Source organism: Pseudomonas sp. Irchel 3F3, from assembly GCF_900187545.1.
In the GTDB taxonomy this organism is placed as follows: Bacteria; Pseudomonadota; Gammaproteobacteria; order Pseudomonadales; family Pseudomonadaceae; genus Aquipseudomonas; species Aquipseudomonas fortuita.
The window spans coordinates 123,318-142,161 of the sequence record NZ_FYDS01000012.1 but is presented as its reverse complement, the minus strand read 5'-3'; the positions used below and the strand labels follow the sequence as shown (position 1 = coordinate 142,161).

12 protein-coding genes are annotated in these 18,844 nt (G+C 64.3%); 5 read left to right on the top strand and 7 right to left on the bottom strand.

What is annotated here, in order from left to right; genetic code table 11:
* Positions 1-51: 51 nt before the first annotated feature.
* Positions 52-2,394, bottom strand: coding sequence for a peptidoglycan glycosyltransferase PbpC (gene pbpC / locus CKW35_RS23630; RefSeq protein ID WP_095117005.1), 2,343 nt, complete (start codon positions 2,392-2,394; stop codon positions 52-54).
* A gap of 77 nt (positions 2,395-2,471) precedes the next feature.
* Between pbpC and CKW35_RS23625 the strand changes: the two genes are divergently transcribed.
* Positions 2,472-2,765, top strand: coding sequence for a hypothetical protein (locus tag CKW35_RS23625; RefSeq protein ID WP_016484746.1), 294 nt, complete (start codon positions 2,472-2,474; stop codon positions 2,763-2,765).
* Between the two features lie 164 nt (positions 2,766-2,929).
* Here the strand turns inward: CKW35_RS23625 and CKW35_RS23615 are convergent, their stop codons facing one another.
* Entirely contained in the window at positions 2,930-7,831 is a 4,902-nt protein-coding gene (locus CKW35_RS23615) for an alpha-2-macroglobulin (protein WP_095117003.1), read from the bottom strand.
* Between the two features lie 278 nt (positions 7,832-8,109).
* On the opposite strand from CKW35_RS23615, the gene CKW35_RS23610 reads away from it, so the two are divergent.
* Positions 8,110-9,447 carry an MATE family efflux transporter gene (locus tag CKW35_RS23610; RefSeq protein WP_095117001.1) on the top strand — a complete coding sequence of 446 codons (1,338 nt, stop codon included), beginning with the start codon at positions 8,110-8,112 and terminating at the stop codon, positions 9,445-9,447.
* Between the two features lie 122 nt (positions 9,448-9,569).
* Here the strand turns inward: CKW35_RS23610 and CKW35_RS23605 are convergent, their stop codons facing one another.
* From CKW35_RS23605 to CKW35_RS23595, 3 genes are all read right to left on the bottom strand, one after another.
* The gene (locus CKW35_RS23605; protein ID WP_023047815.1) at positions 9,570-10,025 is read right to left on the bottom strand and encodes a transposase; all 456 of its coding nucleotides are present in this window, start codon (positions 10,023-10,025) and stop codon (positions 9,570-9,572) included.
* A 166-nt stretch (positions 10,026-10,191) separates the two neighbouring features.
* The gene (gene speA, locus CKW35_RS23600; RefSeq protein WP_016484742.1) at positions 10,192-12,105 is read right to left on the bottom strand and encodes an arginine decarboxylase; all 1,914 of its coding nucleotides are present in this window, start codon (positions 12,103-12,105) and stop codon (positions 10,192-10,194) included.
* Positions 12,106-12,256: 151 nt separating this feature from the next.
* On the bottom strand, positions 12,257-12,628 hold the full coding sequence (locus tag CKW35_RS23595) for a translation initiation factor Sui1 (protein WP_012270332.1): 372 nt from the start codon (positions 12,626-12,628) through the stop codon (positions 12,257-12,259).
* A gap of 252 nt (positions 12,629-12,880) precedes the next feature.
* Here CKW35_RS23595 and CKW35_RS23590 point away from each other — a divergent pair, with 252 nt between their 5' ends.
* Positions 12,881-13,492: a transferase gene (locus CKW35_RS23590; RefSeq protein ID WP_095116999.1), complete on the top strand. Its 612-nt coding sequence runs from the start codon at positions 12,881-12,883 to the stop codon at positions 13,490-13,492.
* On the opposite strand, the gene CKW35_RS23585 is transcribed toward CKW35_RS23590, so the two are convergent.
* Positions 13,483-14,019, bottom strand: a complete 537-nt coding sequence (locus CKW35_RS23585) for an NUDIX hydrolase (protein ID WP_016484740.1) — start codon at positions 14,017-14,019, stop codon at positions 13,483-13,485. The two genes, CKW35_RS23590 and CKW35_RS23585, sit on opposite strands and share 10 nt — an antisense overlap.
* A 2-nt stretch (positions 14,020-14,021) precedes the next feature.
* On the bottom strand, positions 14,022-15,089 hold the full coding sequence (locus CKW35_RS23580) for a DUF2333 family protein (RefSeq protein WP_016484739.1): 1,068 nt from the start codon (positions 15,087-15,089) through the stop codon (positions 14,022-14,024).
* 248 nt (positions 15,090-15,337) lie between these two features.
* Here CKW35_RS23580 and CKW35_RS23575 point away from each other — a divergent pair, with 248 nt between their 5' ends.
* Both CKW35_RS23575 and CKW35_RS23570 read left to right on the top strand, forming a co-directional pair.
* Entirely contained in the window at positions 15,338-16,696 is a 1,359-nt protein-coding gene (locus tag CKW35_RS23575) for a diguanylate cyclase (protein ID WP_016484738.1), read from the top strand.
* A 154-nt stretch (positions 16,697-16,850) separates the two neighbouring features.
* On the top strand, positions 16,851-18,812 hold the full coding sequence (locus CKW35_RS23570) for a methyl-accepting chemotaxis protein (RefSeq protein WP_095116997.1): 1,962 nt from the start codon (positions 16,851-16,853) through the stop codon (positions 18,810-18,812).
* The last annotated feature ends 32 nt before the right edge of the window (positions 18,813-18,844 follow it).

Below are 18,844 nucleotides of genomic sequence, written 5' to 3'. Positions count from 1 at the left end.
TCACACCCGTCATTTGCAAGCGTAGGTGCTGGCCCGGCTGCCGTCGAACGCCTACTCGCTGACCTGGAACGCCACCCTCGCCGTCTCGCCGCTTTCATCCAGCGCACTGAGCTCGGCCTGCCCGGCCTGCGGCAAGCGCACCAGCAGGCTGTCCTGCCCCTGGGTCTCGCCCAGTGGCTGACCATTGAGGAACCACCAGCGTCGGCCGCCACCGCCCAAGGCCGACACATGCAGTTGCAACGGCTCGCTACTGGTAACCGGTTGGCGCAGGTTGTCACCCGGGCGCACGCCGACGATCGACAGCGGCGGCGCGCTGGCCGGCACCTGCGGTGGGCAGGTCGGGTCGATGGCCGGCAGCCGCGCCGCGCGCCGCTCGATGCGGGGCAGCCAAGGTTCCAGCGGTGCCGGCCACAAGGCGATGTCGCGAGCCTTGGCGCCTGGGCAGCCGCCATCGACGCGCAACCCCTGTTCGTTGACCCACACGCTTTCACGCAAGCCCAGGCCAAGCGGCTGGTCGGCGGCTTGCAGCGTCGGGGGCGTGGTGCCGTCCAGGGTCCAGGCAAAACGCTGACGCCGGCAGTTGGGGTCCTGTTTGCTCATCGGCTGGCCCAGCGGCCAGCAGATCGCCGCCACACCGACATTCGCCGGCACCCGCTCCACCGGTGTGCTGATGCCGCGCTGGCTGTCGCGGTTGCTCAGCAGGTCATGCACCTGCAGCATCAACGGCGCCGCCGACGCCAGGCCGAACTGGCCGGGTACCGGCGTGCCATCGGGGCGGCCGATCCACACGCCGATCAGATAGCGCGGGCCCACGCCAATCGACCAGGCATCGCGAAAGCCATAGCTGGTGCCCGTTTTCCAGGCCAGTTGCGGGCGCTGTACCAGCTCGGCATGCGGGTCGCGGTCGGGGCGCGCCTGGCCACTGAGGATGCGCCGGATGATCCACGCCGCCCCCGGGGACAGCAGCCGGCGTTCCACCAGTGGCTCCTGTGGCTGCAAGCGCACCCGTGCACTGTTGCCACCCCGCGCCAGCGCCGCGTAGCCACCCACCAGGTCCTCCAGGCGGCTGCCCGCACCGCCCAGGATCAGCGACAGGTTAGGCTCGGCCAAGGGCGGCAATGCCAGTGGCATGCCCGCCATGCGCAGCTGCGCGGCAAAGCGTTTCGGGCCATAGGCCTCCAGCAATTGCACTGCCGGCAGGTTGAGGGACAGGGCCAGCGCCGAGCTGGCCGACACGGGCCCGCTAAAGCCCATCGAGAAGTTGCCGGGGCGATAGTCGCCATAACGGCGTGGCACATCCTGCAACAACGATTCGGAATGGATCAGGCCATCGTCCAGCGCCATACCGTAAAGAAACGGTTTGAGCGTGGAACCGGGCGAGCGTAGCGAGCGCACCATGTCGACGTGCCCGAAACGGCGCTCGTCGGCCAGCTCGATCGAACCCAGGTAGGCACGCACCGCCATGGTCTGCGCCTCGACCACCAGGATGGCGGCAGAGGTGCGCTCCGGCAGCCGCGCGCGCCAGCCCAGCAGCAAGTCTTCCAGGCGCCGCTGTAACGCTGCATCGAGCGTGGTGCGGATCAGCGGCGGGCTGTCGGCGCTGTTCAGGCGCCGGGCAAGCAAGGGTGCCAGGGCTGGCTCCTGGCGTGGCGCCAGCACCAGCGGCTCTTCGGCTGCCTCGCGGATTTGCTGCGCAGGCCACACCTGGTATTCGGCCAGGCGCTGCAGCACCTTGTCCCGGGCACGCTGGGCACGCTCGGGGTGGCGATCCGGGCGCAGCCGGCTGGGTGCCTGGGGCAGCACCGCCAGCAGCGCCGCCTCGGCCGGGGTCAAGTGCATGGGTGACTTGCCCAGGTACGCCCAGCTGGCTGCGGCCACACCCTGCAAGGTGCCGCCGAAAGGCGCGCGGTCCAGGTAAATCTGCAGGATCTCGCGCTTGGACAGGTGCCACTCCAGTTGCAGCGTACGCCACAGCTGGCGCAGTTTGCCGGCCAGGGTACGGTCATGCGGATCAAGCAGCCGTGCCACCTGCATCGACAGCGTACTGCCACCCGACACCACACGCCCACCCCGCAGGTTCAGCCAGGCCGCACGTGCCAAGGCCAACGGGTTGACCCCAGGGTGACGGTAGAACCAGCGGTCTTCGTAAGTCAGCAAGGCCTGCAGGTACAACGGCGATACCTGGTCGGGGCTGACCGGGTAGCGCCACACCCCCTCGGCATCGGCAAACCGCCACAAGGGCGTGCCGTCTTCGGCCAGCACTACCCGGGCCAGATCGTCGCCCGGCAACGGCAGCGGCCAAAGGCGGTCAGCCAGCCACAACAGGCCGCACAACACCAACAGGCCAAACAGCGTGGCGCGCAACAGCCTGCCCGCACGCGCTAAGCTTGGCATCGGGAACCGACCTGGCCAGGTAATGGCCAAAGGCTTGGGAACGGCAACCTCGCCAATTCGTTCATCAGGAAGCAACTATGCATGTAGAAGGTTTTTTCGAGTGGCTGGGCCAGGCACTGGGGTCGTTGATCCGCGTCATCGTCGACGCATTGAGCGGGCTGTTCAACCTGCTGGCCAATGCCGGTGGCAATTTCATTGACGGCCTGGCGCGCACGCTGGGCATGGATACCTCGCTGGTCAGCATCCTGGCCCTGATCATCGGCCTGATGCTGCTGTACTCGGCAATCCGCGCGTTCATGCGCGCCTCGATCATCCTCGGGATTATCTGGCTGGTGCTGGGGCTGTGGGTGATGAGCTGGGTGATTCACTGAATGACTCAGCTGATCTGCGCGGTGTTTGTGGGAGCGGCCTTGCGTCGCGAAAGGGCTGCACAGCAGCCCCAGGCTTTCAGCTTCGCCGCTTGAATTGCCGGGGCCGCTTTGCGGCCCTTTCGCGACGCAAGGCCGCTCCCACATGGTCCGTGTAGAGCGGGTCTCTAGCGGGCTTTTACGGTCATTTCACCCTGCCCATCCCCCACGGCCTGCAGGTTCGGCCGGTACATCGACTCGACCTGCGGCGGCGGCACACGGTAAGTGCCCGGGGTTACTGCCCGCGCCAGGTACAGCAGGTGGGTGGTGCCGTAGCGATCGAGCTTGAGCGCTGCAACATAACGGTCATCACGGTACTCCTGATGCACCACGCTGGCGTTCTGCATCGACTCGCGCCATTCCTTCACAGCGCTGCTGGCATTGTCCAGGCTGGCGGCGCTTTGCGCCAGGTTCTGGTTTTCCAGCTCCAGGCCGGCCGGCAGCAGGTCGACCACCAGTGCATCTGGCACTCGGTCTTCGGCCTTGAGCGCCAGGTGTACCAACACCAGGTCGCCACTGCGCAGGTTGTGCAGGTCCAGCGCCTGGCCGTTCATGCCCAGGTACTCACGACGAATCTGCATACCATTGCCGCCGGCCGCAGGTGCCTGGCGTGGGTAACCGGACAAGGTCAGTTGCTGGTACAGCGTCCCGCTGCCTTCGTTCTGTACGCTCAGTGGCGAGGCCAGCAACGGGCCTTCCAGCTTCATGCCGGCCTCGGCGTTGTTGAGCGCGCGGACCTCGCCCGCACTGTCCAGGCGTGCCTGCCACTTGCCTTCCGGCTTGCCCAGCAGGCCACGGCCGGCCAGGAACAGTGCATTGCGCTCCTGGGTCGACAGCCAGCGGTTGGCCGCCAGTTCATCCGACAAGGCGAACAGGCGCTGGTCGACCTGGCTGCTGGCCAGGTTGCTCTCCTGCAGCAATGCCAATATCAGCGCCTGGTCACGCAGGGCGCTGCCGTAATCGGCCATCCAGCCTTTGCCACGGCTGATGCCCAGGCCCGCCTGCAAAGCTTGCTCGGCGCGCGGTTTGTCGCCCATCTTGTCCAGCGCCACCGCCAGTTGCACCAGCGGCAAGCCCGAGCGGGCATCGGCACGGCGCTCGAACAGGCCACGCAGCGCACCCAACGGCGCTTGCTGGCTGCGCGACAGCACCAGCGCCGCGTAGGCCTGCACGGCAAAGCGGGTATGGTCGGCGTTTTCGCTGTAGTCGACTTCGATCAGGTTGCGCTCCTGCAGGTAGCGCAACAGGCGCTCGCTGGCTTTCTTCAGCGCTTCGGCCGGCACGCCATAACCCTGGTCACGTGCACGCAAGAGGAAGTCGGTAACGTAGGCGGTCAGCCAGTACTCCTCTTCGCTGTCCGAACTCCACAGGCCAAAGCTGCCGTTGTAGCGCTGCATGCCCAGCAGGTGCTCGATACCCATTTCAATCTTGCGCTTGCGCACATCCGCCGGCTCGCCCTTGATACCCAGGCGCTTGAGGCTGTCGGCGTCCGCGTACAGCGACGGATACAAGCCGCTGGTGGTTTGCTCCAGGCAACCGTAAGGGTACGCCTCCAGCGCACGGATCTGCTCGGCCAGGTTCAACGGCGGCCGGCTCGACAAGGCCAGGCTGGCCTCCAGGCCAGCGGGCTCGAACGCAGCCAGGTCTGCTTCGGGCAGTGTCCATGGCTGATCCTTCAAGGCCACGCGGTAGTGCTTGAGCATTGCCGGGTAGGCCGGGCGCACGCCCAGCGTCCACTCACGTTCGAACGCGGTGGTCGGCTCGTTCGGCAGTTGCAGGCCAGTGACCCGCACATGCACCTTGCCCTGCCCCAGACCACCCTGGGCCTGCACCGGAATCATCAGGGTCGAACGCTGCCCCTCGGCCAGGGCGACGGTCTGCACGGCATTGGTGGCCAGGCTCAGTTGCCCTTCGGTGGTGATTTCGACGTTCAGTTGCTGGGCACGGCCCGACAGGTTGGCCAGGTCCAGTGCCAGGCTGGTGCGGTCGCCACCGGCCAGGAAGCGAGGGGCCGAAAGCTCGGCAATCAGCGGCGCAGCGACCACGGTCTTGCCTTCGGCCATGCCGAAGTGCTCTTCGGTCCAAGCCTGGGCCATCAAGCGCAGCTCGCCGTTGAAGTCAGGGATATCGACCGTGGCCTGGCCCTCACCCTTGTCGTCCAGCGTCACCGGCAGGCTCTGCTGGGCGACGATGGTGACCGTGGTGTTAGGCCGCTTGCCGCCCTTGGCCATCGCCGCATCACCACCAAACGCCAGGCTGGCAAGGCGGCCCTGCCCGGCTTCGATCAGCTGGCCGTAGATGTCCAGTTGGTCGGCACCGTACGCCTTGCGCCCGAACAGGCTGGCAAACGGGTCGGGGGTTTTGAAATCGGTGATGTTGAGGATGCCCACATCCACCGCCGACAACAGCACATGCACCTGCTTGGGTACGCTGCCATCAGCATTCGCGGCCTTGACCTTCACGGTCAGCGGCTGTTTCGGACGCATTTTCTCCGGTGCCTGCAGGCTCACCGCCAGCTTGCGCTCGGCGCGGTCCAGTGGCAGGTGCAGCACGCCTACTGAACGTTTGGGGGTGGCGTTGGCCTTGCGCTCACCCGGGCGGATCACCAGCGCGCTGATGTACAGGTCGTGGCGTGCCCAGGCTTTGTCCAGTTGCACATCAAAAGCCTTACCCTCGGCGGGCACTTCGATTTCCTGCCACCACAACGGGCCATCGCTGGACTCGATCATCAGGTAGCCGCTGCCAGCGGCGGGTGGGGTGACGGTGACCTTGGCCGTGGCACCGTCGGCGTATGACGGCTTATCCAGGGCCAGCTTGACCTGATCCGGGCGCACGGCGCCGCCTTCAGCGTTGTCCTGGGCGCGATAGCCGGCCCAGAACCGCTCGCTGGACACAAGGCCGGTCTGCGGGTCTTCCACTTCGACGCGGTACGGCCCCCATTCAACCTGGAAGCTCAGCTTGGCCGTGGAGCCCGCCTTGACGCTGACTGTCTCTTCGTTCTGGGTCAGGAACTTCTCGTTGTAGGCGTAGCTCCAGCCGTCGCTCTGCGAGTAGTTCCAGTAGTAGTCACGGCGCTCGCGGATCAGCCGCACCTTGAGGTCGTTGGCCGCCAGTTTGTTGCCATCGCGGTCGGCCACCAGGAACTCGAATTCCACCGGCCCGTCGCTATTGGTTTCCTCGCCATCGAACAGGCCACGCAGGCCCGGCAGGCGCTCGGCTGGCCAGACAGGTTGCTCCAGACGCCGGGTGATTGGCCGGCCACCCGACTCCTGCAGGCTGGCCTGCACGGTCAGTTGCAGCGGCGAGCGGGCTTCGGCCCAGCGGCTTTCGATGTCGATCACCGCCTTGCCGGCCTGATCGAGCGTTACTTCGTCCAGCTCAAGGTCCTGGTTCAGCTCGGTTTCGGTGACCGAGCCAAACTGGTAGCCAGGCAGCGCCGGCACCGCCTCGCGAAGGGGGCGCACATAGGCCTGGCCACTCAGGCGATTACCGGCAGCCGGGGCGCCATAGAGGTAACGGCCATTGACCTGGATGCGCGCATCCTCCTCGGGCGATAGCGGCGTGCTGCTGCCCTTCAGTTCCAGCGCCAGGCGCTCGGGCAGGAAGTCTTCGACAAGAAACTCATACACCTGCTTGCGCCCGCCCCCCAGGTCCAGCAGCAGTTGCCAACGGCCAGTGGGTGCCTCGGTGGCCAGTTGCAACTGGTATTGGTACAAGCCATTGCTGTCGGCTTCCCAGACAAATTTGCGGCTTACCTGCTCATCCGGGCGACGCACTTCCACGCTCACCGGCTGGGCTTTGACAGGCTTGCCGTCCTGGTCACGCAGCAGGCCGTTGAGCAGTACTGTTTCGCCTGGGCGGTACAGGTCACGCGGGCCGAAGATGAAAAACTGCAGCGGGTTGGCCTGGGGCCCAGTGATGTCGAACTCGGCCAGGTCCAGGGCGGCGGTGTTCAGGCGCAACAGCGTGGTGTGCACACCTTGGGTGGCGATCAGGGTATCGGCTTTGGGCGTGATCGGCAGCTGAGCGTGGCCTTTGCCGTCAGTGCTTGCCTGGGCCAGCAACTTGCCCTTCTCGTCATGGATTTCGAGGTTGACGCCGTTCAGCGCCTTGCCGCCTTCCAGCGCCTGGGCGAACACGTCGAGGCGGTCGCGGTAACGGTGCGCCGACACACCGATGTCGCTGAGGGTGAACAGGGTCGCTGGCTGCGAGTAGTCATAGGTGCCCGAGGCACGCATCACCGCCAGGTACACGCCCGGGTCCTGCAGCGGCTTGATGCCGGCGATGGGCAGCAGCACGGTTTCGCGGGTGTTACGGGCGGGGTTGAGGTCGAAGCGGCCGCTATAGACCAGCTCGGCCATGTCCAGGGTTTCCTTGGACTGGTAGTAGTACAGGCTGCTGTTGCGCCCCCAACTGGCGAGGAAGGTCGAGAGCATCTGCGGCTTGACGCGGAAGAACTCGACATCGACTTTGTCGACGTTCAGGGCAATCACCGGCAGGCCTTCGGCCAGGCGCGTGGGCAGCAGCGAACCGCGGCTGGCAAAGCCGATGGTCGGCTGCATGTCGCGGGTTTCCAGGCGGGTGACCGACTCGCTATCCAGTTGCTTGCCGTTGACCGCGAGCAAGCCCTTGTCGACGGTCAGCACCAGCTTGCGCTGCGGCTCCAGGTGGCGCAGGCGCAGCTCCATCTGGTTGTCGGAGAGTTCCCAGGCGCCGTCGAGCTTACCCTTGACGGTGTCGACCAGGTGCACCTTGGTGGCGAAGTCCTGCTTGGCATCCAGCGGTGCGGAGAAGCTGATCGACAGCGTTGCCGCGCCATCGAGCTGCACTTCAGAAACATCCAGCACCGCAAGCTCGCGGCCCTCGTAGCGCTTGGCGAGCACAGCAGGGTCTTCGCGCTTGGGCGCTTGGGTTTCGACGGGCGCTGTAGCTACGGGTTTCTCGACCGGCGCCGGTTTGTCCGGCGTCGAAGAGTCACAGGCACTGAGCAAAGCCAGCGCGCAGGCCAGCAACAATCCTTTGTTGAACATGGAGTAGGAACTCTTAGGCAGCGTGTACGTGAGGGCAGCAACTATAGCTCAACGTCAGGTGTAGCACCCGGGCGTTGCGCGGCAAGTGAGACCATGGTCGCGCTAAATGGTTGCCGGTCGTTAAACTGTGGCATTCGTTAAAGGGGGCCGCTGTGCGCCCCTTCGCGGGCCTGCCCGCTCCCACAGGTTTGGCGCCGGCCGCAAGAGCAACACTTTCCTGTGGGAGCGGGCAAGCCCGCGGAGGGGCGCACAACGGCCCCAGGTCTCATGGAATGCAAATGCCCCAACTCGCTGCCGACTGGCGCCACCGCCCCACCCATCACAAGGTCTGGGCGCTGGCTGCGCCGATGATCCTGTCCAACATCTCTGTGCCGCTGGTGGCGCTGGTCGACAGCACGGTCATCGGCCACCTGCCCCACGCCCACCAGCTGGGTGCCGTGGCGGTGGGCGCCACGCTGTTCACCTTCATGGTCGGCCTGATGGGCTTCCTGCGCATGGGCTCCACCGGCTTCGCCGCTCAGGCCGCTGGCCGTGGTGACGGTGCAGCGTTGCGCCAGGTGCTGGTGCAAGGGTTGCTGCTGGCGGTCGGTTTTGCCGTTGTGATCGGCCTGCTGGCCCTGCCGTTCAGCCAGCTTGCACTTCATGCGATGCAACCCAGCGCAGCCTTGCAGCAATCCACCGAAGACTTCTTCCACACGCGCCTGCTTGGGCTGCCTGCAGCGTTGGCCAGTTACGCGCTGGTTGGCTGGTTTCTGGGGACCCAGAACGCCCGGGCACCGCTGGCCATCCTGCTGACGACCAACCTGCTGAACATTGTCTTGAACCTGTGGTTCGTCCTGGGGCTGGATTGGGGTGTACTGGGTTCGGCGCGGGCATCGGTGATCGCCGAGTGGAGTGCAGCCCTGCTGGGCCTGGCCCTGACCCGCCCGGCCCTGCGGGCCTACCCGGGGCAAGTCGTATGGGCGGCGCTCAAACGCTGGCAGGCCTGGCGCCCGCTGCTGGCGGTAAACCGCGATATTTTCCTGCGTAGCCTGGCGTTACAACTGGTGTTTCTGCTGATTACCGTGCAGGGTGCGCGCCTGGGTGAAGCCACGGTAGCGGCTAACGCCCTGCTGCTCAACGGCCTGTTGCTGACGGCCTACGCACTCGACGGCTTGGCGCATGCTGTGGAAGCGCTGTGCGGCCATGCCATTGGCGCCCGCGACCGCGACACCCTGCGCCGTTCGCTGGTGGTGGCCTGCGGCTGGTCGCTGATCACCAGTCTGGGGTTTGCCGGGTTGTTCCTGCTGGGTGGGCACCTGTTCATCGACTTGCAGACCGACATCGACAGTGTAAGGGCGGCGGCTTATCCGTACCTGCCGTACCTGGCGTTGCTGCCGCTGATTGCGGTGTGGAGTTACTTGCTGGACGGCCTGTTCATCGGCGCGACCCGGGCACGGGAGATGCGCAATGCGATGTTGGTGTCGGTGCTGATTGCACTGCCGGTGGCGGTGGCCATGAGCGGGTTCGGCAACCATGGGTTGTGGTTGGCGTTTCTCGGGTTCATGGGGTTGCGGGCGGTGACGTTGGGCTGGGTGGGGTGGCGGTTGCAGCAGAAGGGTGAGTGGATTCGGTGATGTTGGGGCCGCTTTGCGGCCCATCGCGACACAAGGCCGCTCCCACAAAAGGCCTGCATACGCCGGTCAATGTGGGAGCGGCCTTGTGTCGCGAAATGAGGGCGAAGCCCTCACCTGCGGTTTCACAGCCACACACAATCCCAATGCGGATACTCGCCCGCTCGCCGGACCAGGCCAGCCCGAATGGGATTGGCGATGATGTAGCGGGCAACCGCCCGGACATCCTCCTCACGTCTCAGAGCCCGGTCATGAAAGCTGGTCTGCCAGATATGTCGCCTGTCAGCGCCCACCTTGTACAAAGCACAACTGCTTCTGGACTTGAACCCACACATCAGCGTCCCCAGGTTCGTCGGGCCAAGCTCGATAAGCCAGTGAAGATGATCAGGCATCAAGACCCAGGCCAGAGATCGACAAGCCTTGCTCTCTTCACTGAACCGCAATTGCTGGACCACGGTCCTGGCGAATCGAAAATTCTTGAACAACGGCGTTCGGTTACGAGTGGTTGTGGTGAGCAGATAAAGGCGCCCGGATTCAGACACTCGACCGCCACGTAAACGATGGGAGCCTGGACGTTGCATGTCGTCCTCCTTTGAACATTGCATTCAAAGGTAGCGGCATTGGTGCGATGGACCAGGGCCGGATATTTACCGGTTGTGACGCTGGTGAGGGCTTCGCCCTCATATCGCGACGCAAGGCCGCTCCCACAAAAGGCAGCACAGGCTTTTGCAGGAGCGGCCCCAGCAATTACGACGACAGGTACGAAGACCGGGTCAGCCCAAGGCGCAAGGCATCCAGGTACTGCGTGCGCTCGCGCGCAGTGATTTTGGCGCTGGCCACCTTGTCGCGGTAGTGAGTCATCAACTCCTCCGGCGACAGGTGCACGTAGCGCAGCATGTCTTCGATGGTGTCGTGGGTCTCGATACCGGCGTGGTACACGCTGCCGTCAGCGTTCTGGTAGATGTTCACCGAGTCGGTGTCACCGAACAGGTTGTGCATGTCGCCCAGGATTTCCTGGTAGGCACCGACCAGGAACACGCCCAGCAGGTAGTCCTCGCCCTCCTTCAACGCATGCACCGGCATGCTGGTCTCGATGCTCTGCTCGTCGACGTACTGGTTGATCTTGCCGTCCGAGTCGCAGGTCAGGTCCTGCAGTACGGCGCGGCGCAGCGGCTCTTCGTCCAGGCGGTGCAGCGGGATGATCGGCAGCACCTGGCCAATGGCCCAGGTGTCCGGCAGGCTCTGGAACACCGAGAAGTTGCAGATGTACTTGTCGGCCAGCTTGTCGTTCAGCTCGTCGAGCACCTGGCGGTGCGAGCGCTGGCGGGCTTTGAGCGAATTATGCAGGCGGCGGCACACGGCAAAGTAGCACTGCTCGGCCAAGGCTTTCTCGCTCAGGCTGATCTTGCCATCGGCGTACTGTGCCGCCACGTCACCCATGTAGTGGGTGGCGCGCCAGTAAGTCTCGGTCACCATCTCGATGTCAGTCGGGCCAAGCAGGTCGGCCAGCCACTGCACGGTCTCGGGCAGGGCTTCTTTGTTCTCGATGGTGGGTACGTCGTCGTTGTGTTTCTCGACGTCGGTGACCTGGATCACCAGCATGGCATGGTGCGCGGTCAGCGAGCGGCCACTCTCGGAGAAGATGTGCGGGTGCGGCAGGCCCTGCGCGTCGCAGAACTCCTTGAGCATGCCCACCACCACGCCAGCATAGTCGTCCATGTCGTAGTTGATGGAGCTGGCATTGCGCGAGTGGGTACCGTCATAGTCCACGCCCAGGCCACCGCCAACGTCGATGTGGTCGACCGGCAGGCCCAGCGCACGCAGCTCGCCGTAGTAACGGATGGCTTCCTTGAAACCGTGCTGGTAGTCGGCCAGGTTGGCGATCTGCGAGCCCATGTGGAAGTGCAGCAGGCGGATGCCCTGGTCCAGGCCGGCATCGCGGAAGCGCTGCACAACCGAGATCAACTGGGCAGCCGACAACCCGAACTTGGACTTCTCGCCACCGGTGTCGGCCCATTTGCTGGAGGCCAGCGACGACAGGCGCACGCGCAGGCCGACCTGGGGTTTCACCTTGAGCTCGGCGGCCTCGTCGATCACCAGGGCCACTTCCGACTCTTTCTCGATGACGATGAACACGTTGTGGCCAAGCTTCTGGCCCATCAACGCCAGGCGGATGAACTCACGGTCCTTGTAGCCGTTGCAGACGATGGTACCGCCCTTCGGTGCCAGCGCCAGCACTGCCAGCAGCTCGGGTTTGGAGCCAGCTTCCAGGCCGATGGAGACGTTTTGCGTGGCGATGATGTTTTCCACCACCGCTTCCTGCTGGTTGACCTTGATCGGGTACAGCGCGGTGTACTGGCTCTGGTACTCCAGGCGCGCGATATTGGCATCGAACGCACCGGTCAGCTGGCGTACGCGGTCCTGCAGAATGTCGGGGAAGCGCACCAGCAAGGGGAGCGACAGGCCGCTTTGGCGCAATTCGTCAACCTGCTCGTACAGGTCGATCGGCGCGCTGTCGGGGCCGTTGGGGCGCACTTCGACGCGCCCCGCTTCATTGATGGCGAAATAACCAGCGCCCCAATGGCGGATGCCATAAACACTGCGGCTGTCGGCCACGGTCCACTGGCTACCATCGTCTTTGCGTGTGCGTCGTACGGACATTCAAGTCCCCTATAGATAAGTCGAAGACACTGCCCCGCAGGCAGCGGAGCGAGTGTAAAAGCTGAAAATGACGATTCATCCGTGCTCAGGCATAGACCCTGACCACGGGAACGAGTTTAGAAAGCGCTGGGCAAAAAATCGCGCGATGGCCTCAGCCGCCGGACTTTTTCGCCTTGAAACCCTGTTTGGTCAGCTCGCCGATCAACAGCTCGACATGGTCGCCCTGGATCTCGATAACCCCGTCCTTCAGGGCGCCGCCGGTACCGCAGCGGCGCTTGAGCGTGGTCGCCAGCTCTTTGAGCTGGTCGGGCGGCAGCGGCACGCCGGTGACAGTGGTCACGGTTTTGCCGCCACGGCCTTTGCTCTCACGGCGCACACGGGCAATGCCGTCACCTTCGGGGATGATTTGCTGCTTGCAGATGCATGCATCCACCGGCTGGCCACAGTCGGGGCAGTGCCGACCGGCATCGGTGGAGTAAACGAGACCGCCAAGGGCGGAAAAGGAAGAAGCTTTCTTGGCCACTTTTGTTCCTCTGTGCTGAGGACAAAAACTGGTCGTGCCCTGGGGTTGAGGCCGACCGCGAAGCCCCACTCTGGCAGGGGCGGCGCTACTGCCGCAAGACTTGCGACAGCCCGAAAAGGGCGCGCAGTGTAACGATAAATCCGGCTGTTGCTAAGTACTGGAATGCGCCATTTTGCGAATGTTTTGCGACTTCAGCGCCTGTCGTCGCCCGCGCGGGTGCAAACTGGGGCGCCTTCCTCAGGAGACAGGCCCGTGACGATACCTGAAATCGGCGTATTCATTGCCAAGTGGCCCAAGCTGGGCGTAGCGCACGCGACACCATGGCAGGTAACCCTGACATGTGAAAGCAACGTCCTGTCACTGATTGAGCAGCTCGAAAGGGGCTATCGGCGCGAAGGCGATTGCGCCATTCACGAAACGGCCATCGTCGAACCCGGTGCAGTACTGAAAGGGCCGATTATCATTGGCCCGCAGGCTTTCGTGGCTGCGGGCGCCTACCTGCGCGGCGGGGTATACATCGCTAGCAACTGCATTGTCGGACCAGGCTGTGAGGTGAAAAGCAGCTTCATGCTCAGCTCAAGCAAGTTGGCACACTTCAACTTCGTCGGCGACTCGCTGATCGGCGAAAACGTCAATATCGAAGCCGGGGCAATCATCGCCAACTACCGCAATGAACTGGACGGGGCAATGATCAGGATTCGCCATGGCCAGGCGGTCATCGACACTGGCGCAAACAAGTTCGGTGCGTTGATAGGCGATGGCTGCAAAATTGGCGCGAATGCAGTCATCGCGCCGGGTGCGTTGCTTCTGCCAGGTACCCGCGTGCCGCGCCTTGGGCTAGTCGACCAGTTTGCCTACGACTGACTGGCCTTGTAGCGCTGCAATGCCACTAAAGAGTCCGGACAGTAGGATTGGGTCTGGCTTTCTGACTCTGCCTGCTCCAACCCGATGAAGCGCGCCTCGATTACTTCTTCTGGCTGCAAACGCAAAGGCGCATCCGACACCGCCGAATACACAGCACACCACAGGCGGTTGTCGGGCTGGTCAAAGTAGAACCGCTCGTGAAAACGCAACTCGACACCTTCGATTCCCAGCTCTTCGGCCAGCTCACGGGCAGCCGAGTCGGCATAAGCCTCCCCTGCCGACACCATGCCGCCGGCCGCCACATCCCAGTAACCGGGGTATAGCGCCTTGCTCAGGGTACGCCGATGCACGCACAGCTCACCGGCACTGTTGAACAGCAGGATGAACGTGCAACGCCCGATCAGCCGTCGCTCACGCAGTTCGGCGCGGGGCAAGGCCCCCAGCACCTGGTCGGCTTCGTCCACCCAGGCAACCAGCTCGCGGTCGGAGGCCGCCCGGTGGGCGGCCTCGCTTGGGCTGATGGCCATTCTCAACCCTGCGACAGCAACTGACGCAGGTCGATGACCGCAGCGTTGGCCCGGGAAATGTAGTTGGCCATGACCAGCGAGTGGTTGGCCCACATGCCAAAGCCACTGCCATTGAGCACCATCGGGCTCCACAGCGGCTCTTGCGAGGCTTCCAGTTCACGGATGATCTGACGCACGCTGACCGTGGCATTCTTCTTCGCCAGCACGTCGGCGAAGTCCACCTCAATGGCGCGCAGCAGGTGCGACAGCGCCCAGGCTTGGCCGCGGGCTTCGTAGAACACGTTGTCGATCTGCAGCCATGGGGTTTCCACCACCTCCTCGTCCACCTGCGGTGCCTGGCCGGCAACGACCGACTCGGTCTTCAACGTGGTGTTGAGCTTGACCCGGCCAACGCTGGCCGACAGGCGCTGCGACAGCGAGCCAAGGCGAGTGGCCACGTCACCCAGCCAGTTGTTCAGGTTGTCGGCGCGGGTGTAGAAGATCGCACCCTTGTCGCCAGAAGCCAGACGCGTCTGGTAACGGGACAGCGACTTGATGCCCTCTTCGAACTCCGACTCGCTCGATGGCAGGATCCAGCTCTTGTTGTCGAAGTTGAAGCGCGGCTCGGCCTTGGCCAGGTCGGCATCTTCGGTGGACTGCGACTGCGAGCGGGCAAAGTCCTTGCGCAGGGCGCGGGACAAGTCGCGTACCTGGACCAGCACGCCATATTCCCAGCTCGGCATGTTGTCCATCCACAGCCCTGGCGGGAAGCGGTCGTTGGAGATGTAGCCACCAGGCTTGTTCAGCAAGGTACCGGCCACGGTCTTGAGGGTTTCGATGGTGGTGTAGCCCACCACCATCTGCTGGCCACCGCGCTCAGCGGCAGACTGGGCATTCTGCTGAACCGGGAACAGGTCCGGCTCCTGGCTCCAGTACCAGCCCAGGCCGATGCACACCAGCAGGTACAACCCGATCAGGGTCCCCAGGGCACGGCTCCAAAGGCCGCCCAGGTAGCTACGGGCGGCAGCGCCGCGGCCGTCGACACGCTCACGGGGCTCGGCTTTGGCCTCGCGGTTTTTCCAGTCCAGCATGGCTTTGTCCTTAATCAGTCACGACGGTTCTAGGGCTTGGACCACAGGCCTGCGCCAGGGTGCCACGGCAAGCCCGCATGGCAGCACTATAAAGCAGACACCACCGTACGCATAAGCGACCTGTCAGTCAGCAACTGAATATTCGTTCTGGCCGCTTTGTTGATACAGGGCAGTCACGTCTTTGAAAAGAGCTGCTAGCATAGAGCCATCATCGCCCCTGCACACCCCAACCTATAAGTAGCCAGGACATGAGCCAAGCAGTCGAGCCGAGCCCGCTGTGCCCCGCCCAGCAGCTGACGCGTAGCGGCCTGCGCAAGGATGACCCACTCGATCAGGTGCTCAAGCCGCCCCTGCGCAAACCGGTGTACATCCTGCTGCAGGACCACGAGCGTGCCCAGCGCCTGGCTCAACAACTGGAATTTTTTGGTCTGCTAGTGCAAGCGCTGCCCAGCGCTGCGGCGTTTCTCGCCTCGATCAGCGAATACCCGCCCTCGGCCGTGATCATGGATGTCGACTTCACCGGTGCCGGCCAAGGCCTGCTGCTGGCCACCCAGCTGCAGAAGGGCGTGGCGCAACCTGTTCCGCTGCTGTTCTTCAGCCACCATGAAGCCGACACCCCGACCCGCCTGGCGGCCGTGCGCGCCGGCGGCCAGGACTTTCTCACCGGCAGCCTGGAGGCTTCCAGCCTGCTGGAAAAGGTCGAGTTGCTGACCAACGCCGCCCCGCACGACCCCCTGCGTGTGCTGATCATCGACGATTCGCGCACCCAGGCCCTGCATACCGAGCGCGTGCTGGCCAGCGCCGGCATGGTCACCCGTAGCCTGACCGACCCGATCCGCACCATGGCAGAGCTTGCCGATTTCCAGCCCGACCTGATCATCCTCGACCTGTACATGCCAGCCTGCACCGGCCCGGAACTGGCCAAGGTGATCCGCCACAGCGACCGCTATGTGAGCGTGCCGATCATCTACCTGTCTGCCGAGGACGACCTGGACAAGCAGCTGGATGCCATGAGCGAGGGCGGTGATGATTTCTTGACCAAGCCGTTTCGCTCACGCCACCTGATCACCACCGTGCGCAACCGTGCCGCCCGCGCCCGGCACCTGAAGGCGCGCATGGTGCGCGACAGCCTGACCGGGCTGTACAACCACACCCACATCCTGCAACTGCTGGAAGACTGCAGCTTCCGCGCCCGCCGTGAGCAGCAGCCGTTGAGCTTTGCCATGCTCGACATCGACCACTTCAAGAAGATCAACGATCGCCACGGCCACCCCATGGGCGACCGGGTAATCAAGAGCCTGGCGCTGTTCCTCAAGCAACGCTTGCGCAAGACCGATTTCATTGGCCGCTATGGCGGTGAAGAGTTCGCCATTGTCATGCCCAATACCGCGCTGGACGCGGCGCACAAGGTGCTGGACGAGATTCGCCGGCGCTTTGCAGAGATCATCTACCCGGCGCAGCCGCGGGATTTGCAGTGCACCTTCAGTGCCGGGGTGGTGCAGCTGGATGAGGTGCTGGACGCGCTGACCATGGCCAGTGCAGCGGACGAAGCGCTTTACCGGGCCAAGCATGCGGGGCGTAATTGCGTAGTGCGAGTGGAGCCTTGAAACAGATTTACCCGCGAAGAGGCCGGAGCAGGTGAAACAAATGAAGGCACTGTGCCACTTTTTTCTGGCACCAAGCCCCTGTCGTCATCACCCCGTCACAAAATCGCAATAACTTCAGGCGCCTACCTCTCCCCTGCGCAGGAAGTTCGCGGCGATGCGCCTGAAGTGGCTGACCAATTTCAACACCCTGTTGCTGGTAACGGTGTGTCTCGCCCTGGGCGCCACCCTGTGGTGGTCGCAGCGTGCCCTGGAGCGCCCCTACCAGATGATGGAGCGCTACCTGGGCCTGTCTCAGCAGTTCCAGAACCAGGCAGCACGTAATATCCAGGTCTACCTTGGCAGCGGCGATGCCCTGCGCCATGCCGCCGCCATGGAGGCCAACCAGCAGCTTCAGGCCACCCTGACCGAGTGGCCCACTGAGCTGGCTGGCAAACTGCGCCCCAGCCTCGACAGCCTGCAGGCCTTCACCGCCAACGAGCTGCTGGCCGCCGGTAAACTGGCTGGTGACCCGCAAGCCCTGCTGTTGCAGGCCGAGCGGGAGCTGGGGGCCAACCTCGAACAACTGGCCGGCTACGCCCGCGACAGCGGCAGCGCCGATGCCAACCGCTACCTGTTGCCAGTGCTCGACGCCACCGTGCACCTCGGTCGCCTGTCGCTGGCAAGGGACAAGCTGGTCAGCAGCGGCCGCCCGGAGCTGGCCGACGAAGTAGAGCGTGAACTGCAACTGATCCGCACCCAGGCGCAAGCCATCGACAGCTTGCCGTTGTTGGGCGTGACCCGCGCAGCCGAATCCGTTGCCGACGACTTCGCCGCCATGATGGGCCTGGAAACCCAGGCCAGCGCCCAGCAGGAAGACATTGCGGTGGGCCTGAAGCGTGAACTGCAAAGCCTGCTAAGCCGCTACCCGGCCGAACTGCAACGCACCCGCGAACAGATCGAACGCCGCGCCGCCCTGGCCGCCAGCACCAGTCAGCGCCTGGAGGCGGTGCAGCAAGCCATTGCCGCGCTGGAACCCGAAGTACGCGGCGAGCATGCAAAGATCGCCGCCGAGGTGCGCATCATCCAGGGCCTGATGATCGGCCTGATACTGCTCATCGCCTTGCTGATCGACACCTTGCAGCGGCGCCTGACCCGCACCCTCACCAGCCTTGCCCCAGCCTTGTCATGTTGGGCCGAGGGCGACTTTGCCCAAGCCATCTCCCTGGGCAAGACCAACCGCGAACTGCACGATATCCAGGAGTCGCTCAACCGCCTGCGCCAGTACCTGGTGGAGCTGGTCGGTACCATCCGCCACAACGCCGAGCAGGTGGCTGGCAGCAGCCACGCCCTGGCCGGCATGAGCGCTGCCCTGCACGACGGCGCCGAGCGCCAGGCGGGCGATACCGGGCAGATCCGCGACGCCTTGGGTGAACTGGAGGCGACCATCCAGCAAGTGGCGGGGGATGCCAGCGCCGCCGCCGATGCCAGCCGCGATGCCGGGCGCGCGGTGGAGCAGGGCCAGGCGGTCATTGGCCAGAGCCTGTCCGGCTTGCGCGAGCTGGTTGATGAAGTGCAAGGCAACGCCCGCATGATCGAGCAATTGGCGGAAGAGTCGGCGACCATCGGCGGGGTGCTGACAGTGATCCGCTCGATTGCCGAACAGACCAATTTGCTGGCGCTGAACGCTGCGATCGAAGCGGCACGAGCGGGGGAAATGGGCCGTGGCTTTGCTGTGGTAGCCGATGAAGTGCGTTCGCTGGCGCAGCGCACCACGGGGGCGACCGGCGAGATTCAGGCACTGATCGACCGCCTGCAGCAAGCGGCGAAAGGTTCGGTGGCAGGGATGCGCGCGCAGCTTGAGCATGCCGAGGCTACGGCCAGCCAGGCTCAGGCGGCGGATGGCGCGCTGGACGAGATTGTCTGTGCCATCCGCACCATTTCCGACACAGCGGTGCGCATTGCCGATGTCACGGCGCAGCAGAGTGGTGCGGTGAGTGACATTCGTGACCACAGCGAGCGGATTCACGAGCTGGGCGAAGACAACCTGCAGCGCATTGGTGAAGGGCGCGTGCAAGGCGAGCAGTTGCTCAGCCTGGGCGGTGAGCTGAACCGGGCGGTGCGAGCATTCAGGGTTTAAGGAAGCATGCGTGATAACTGTGGGAGCGGGCA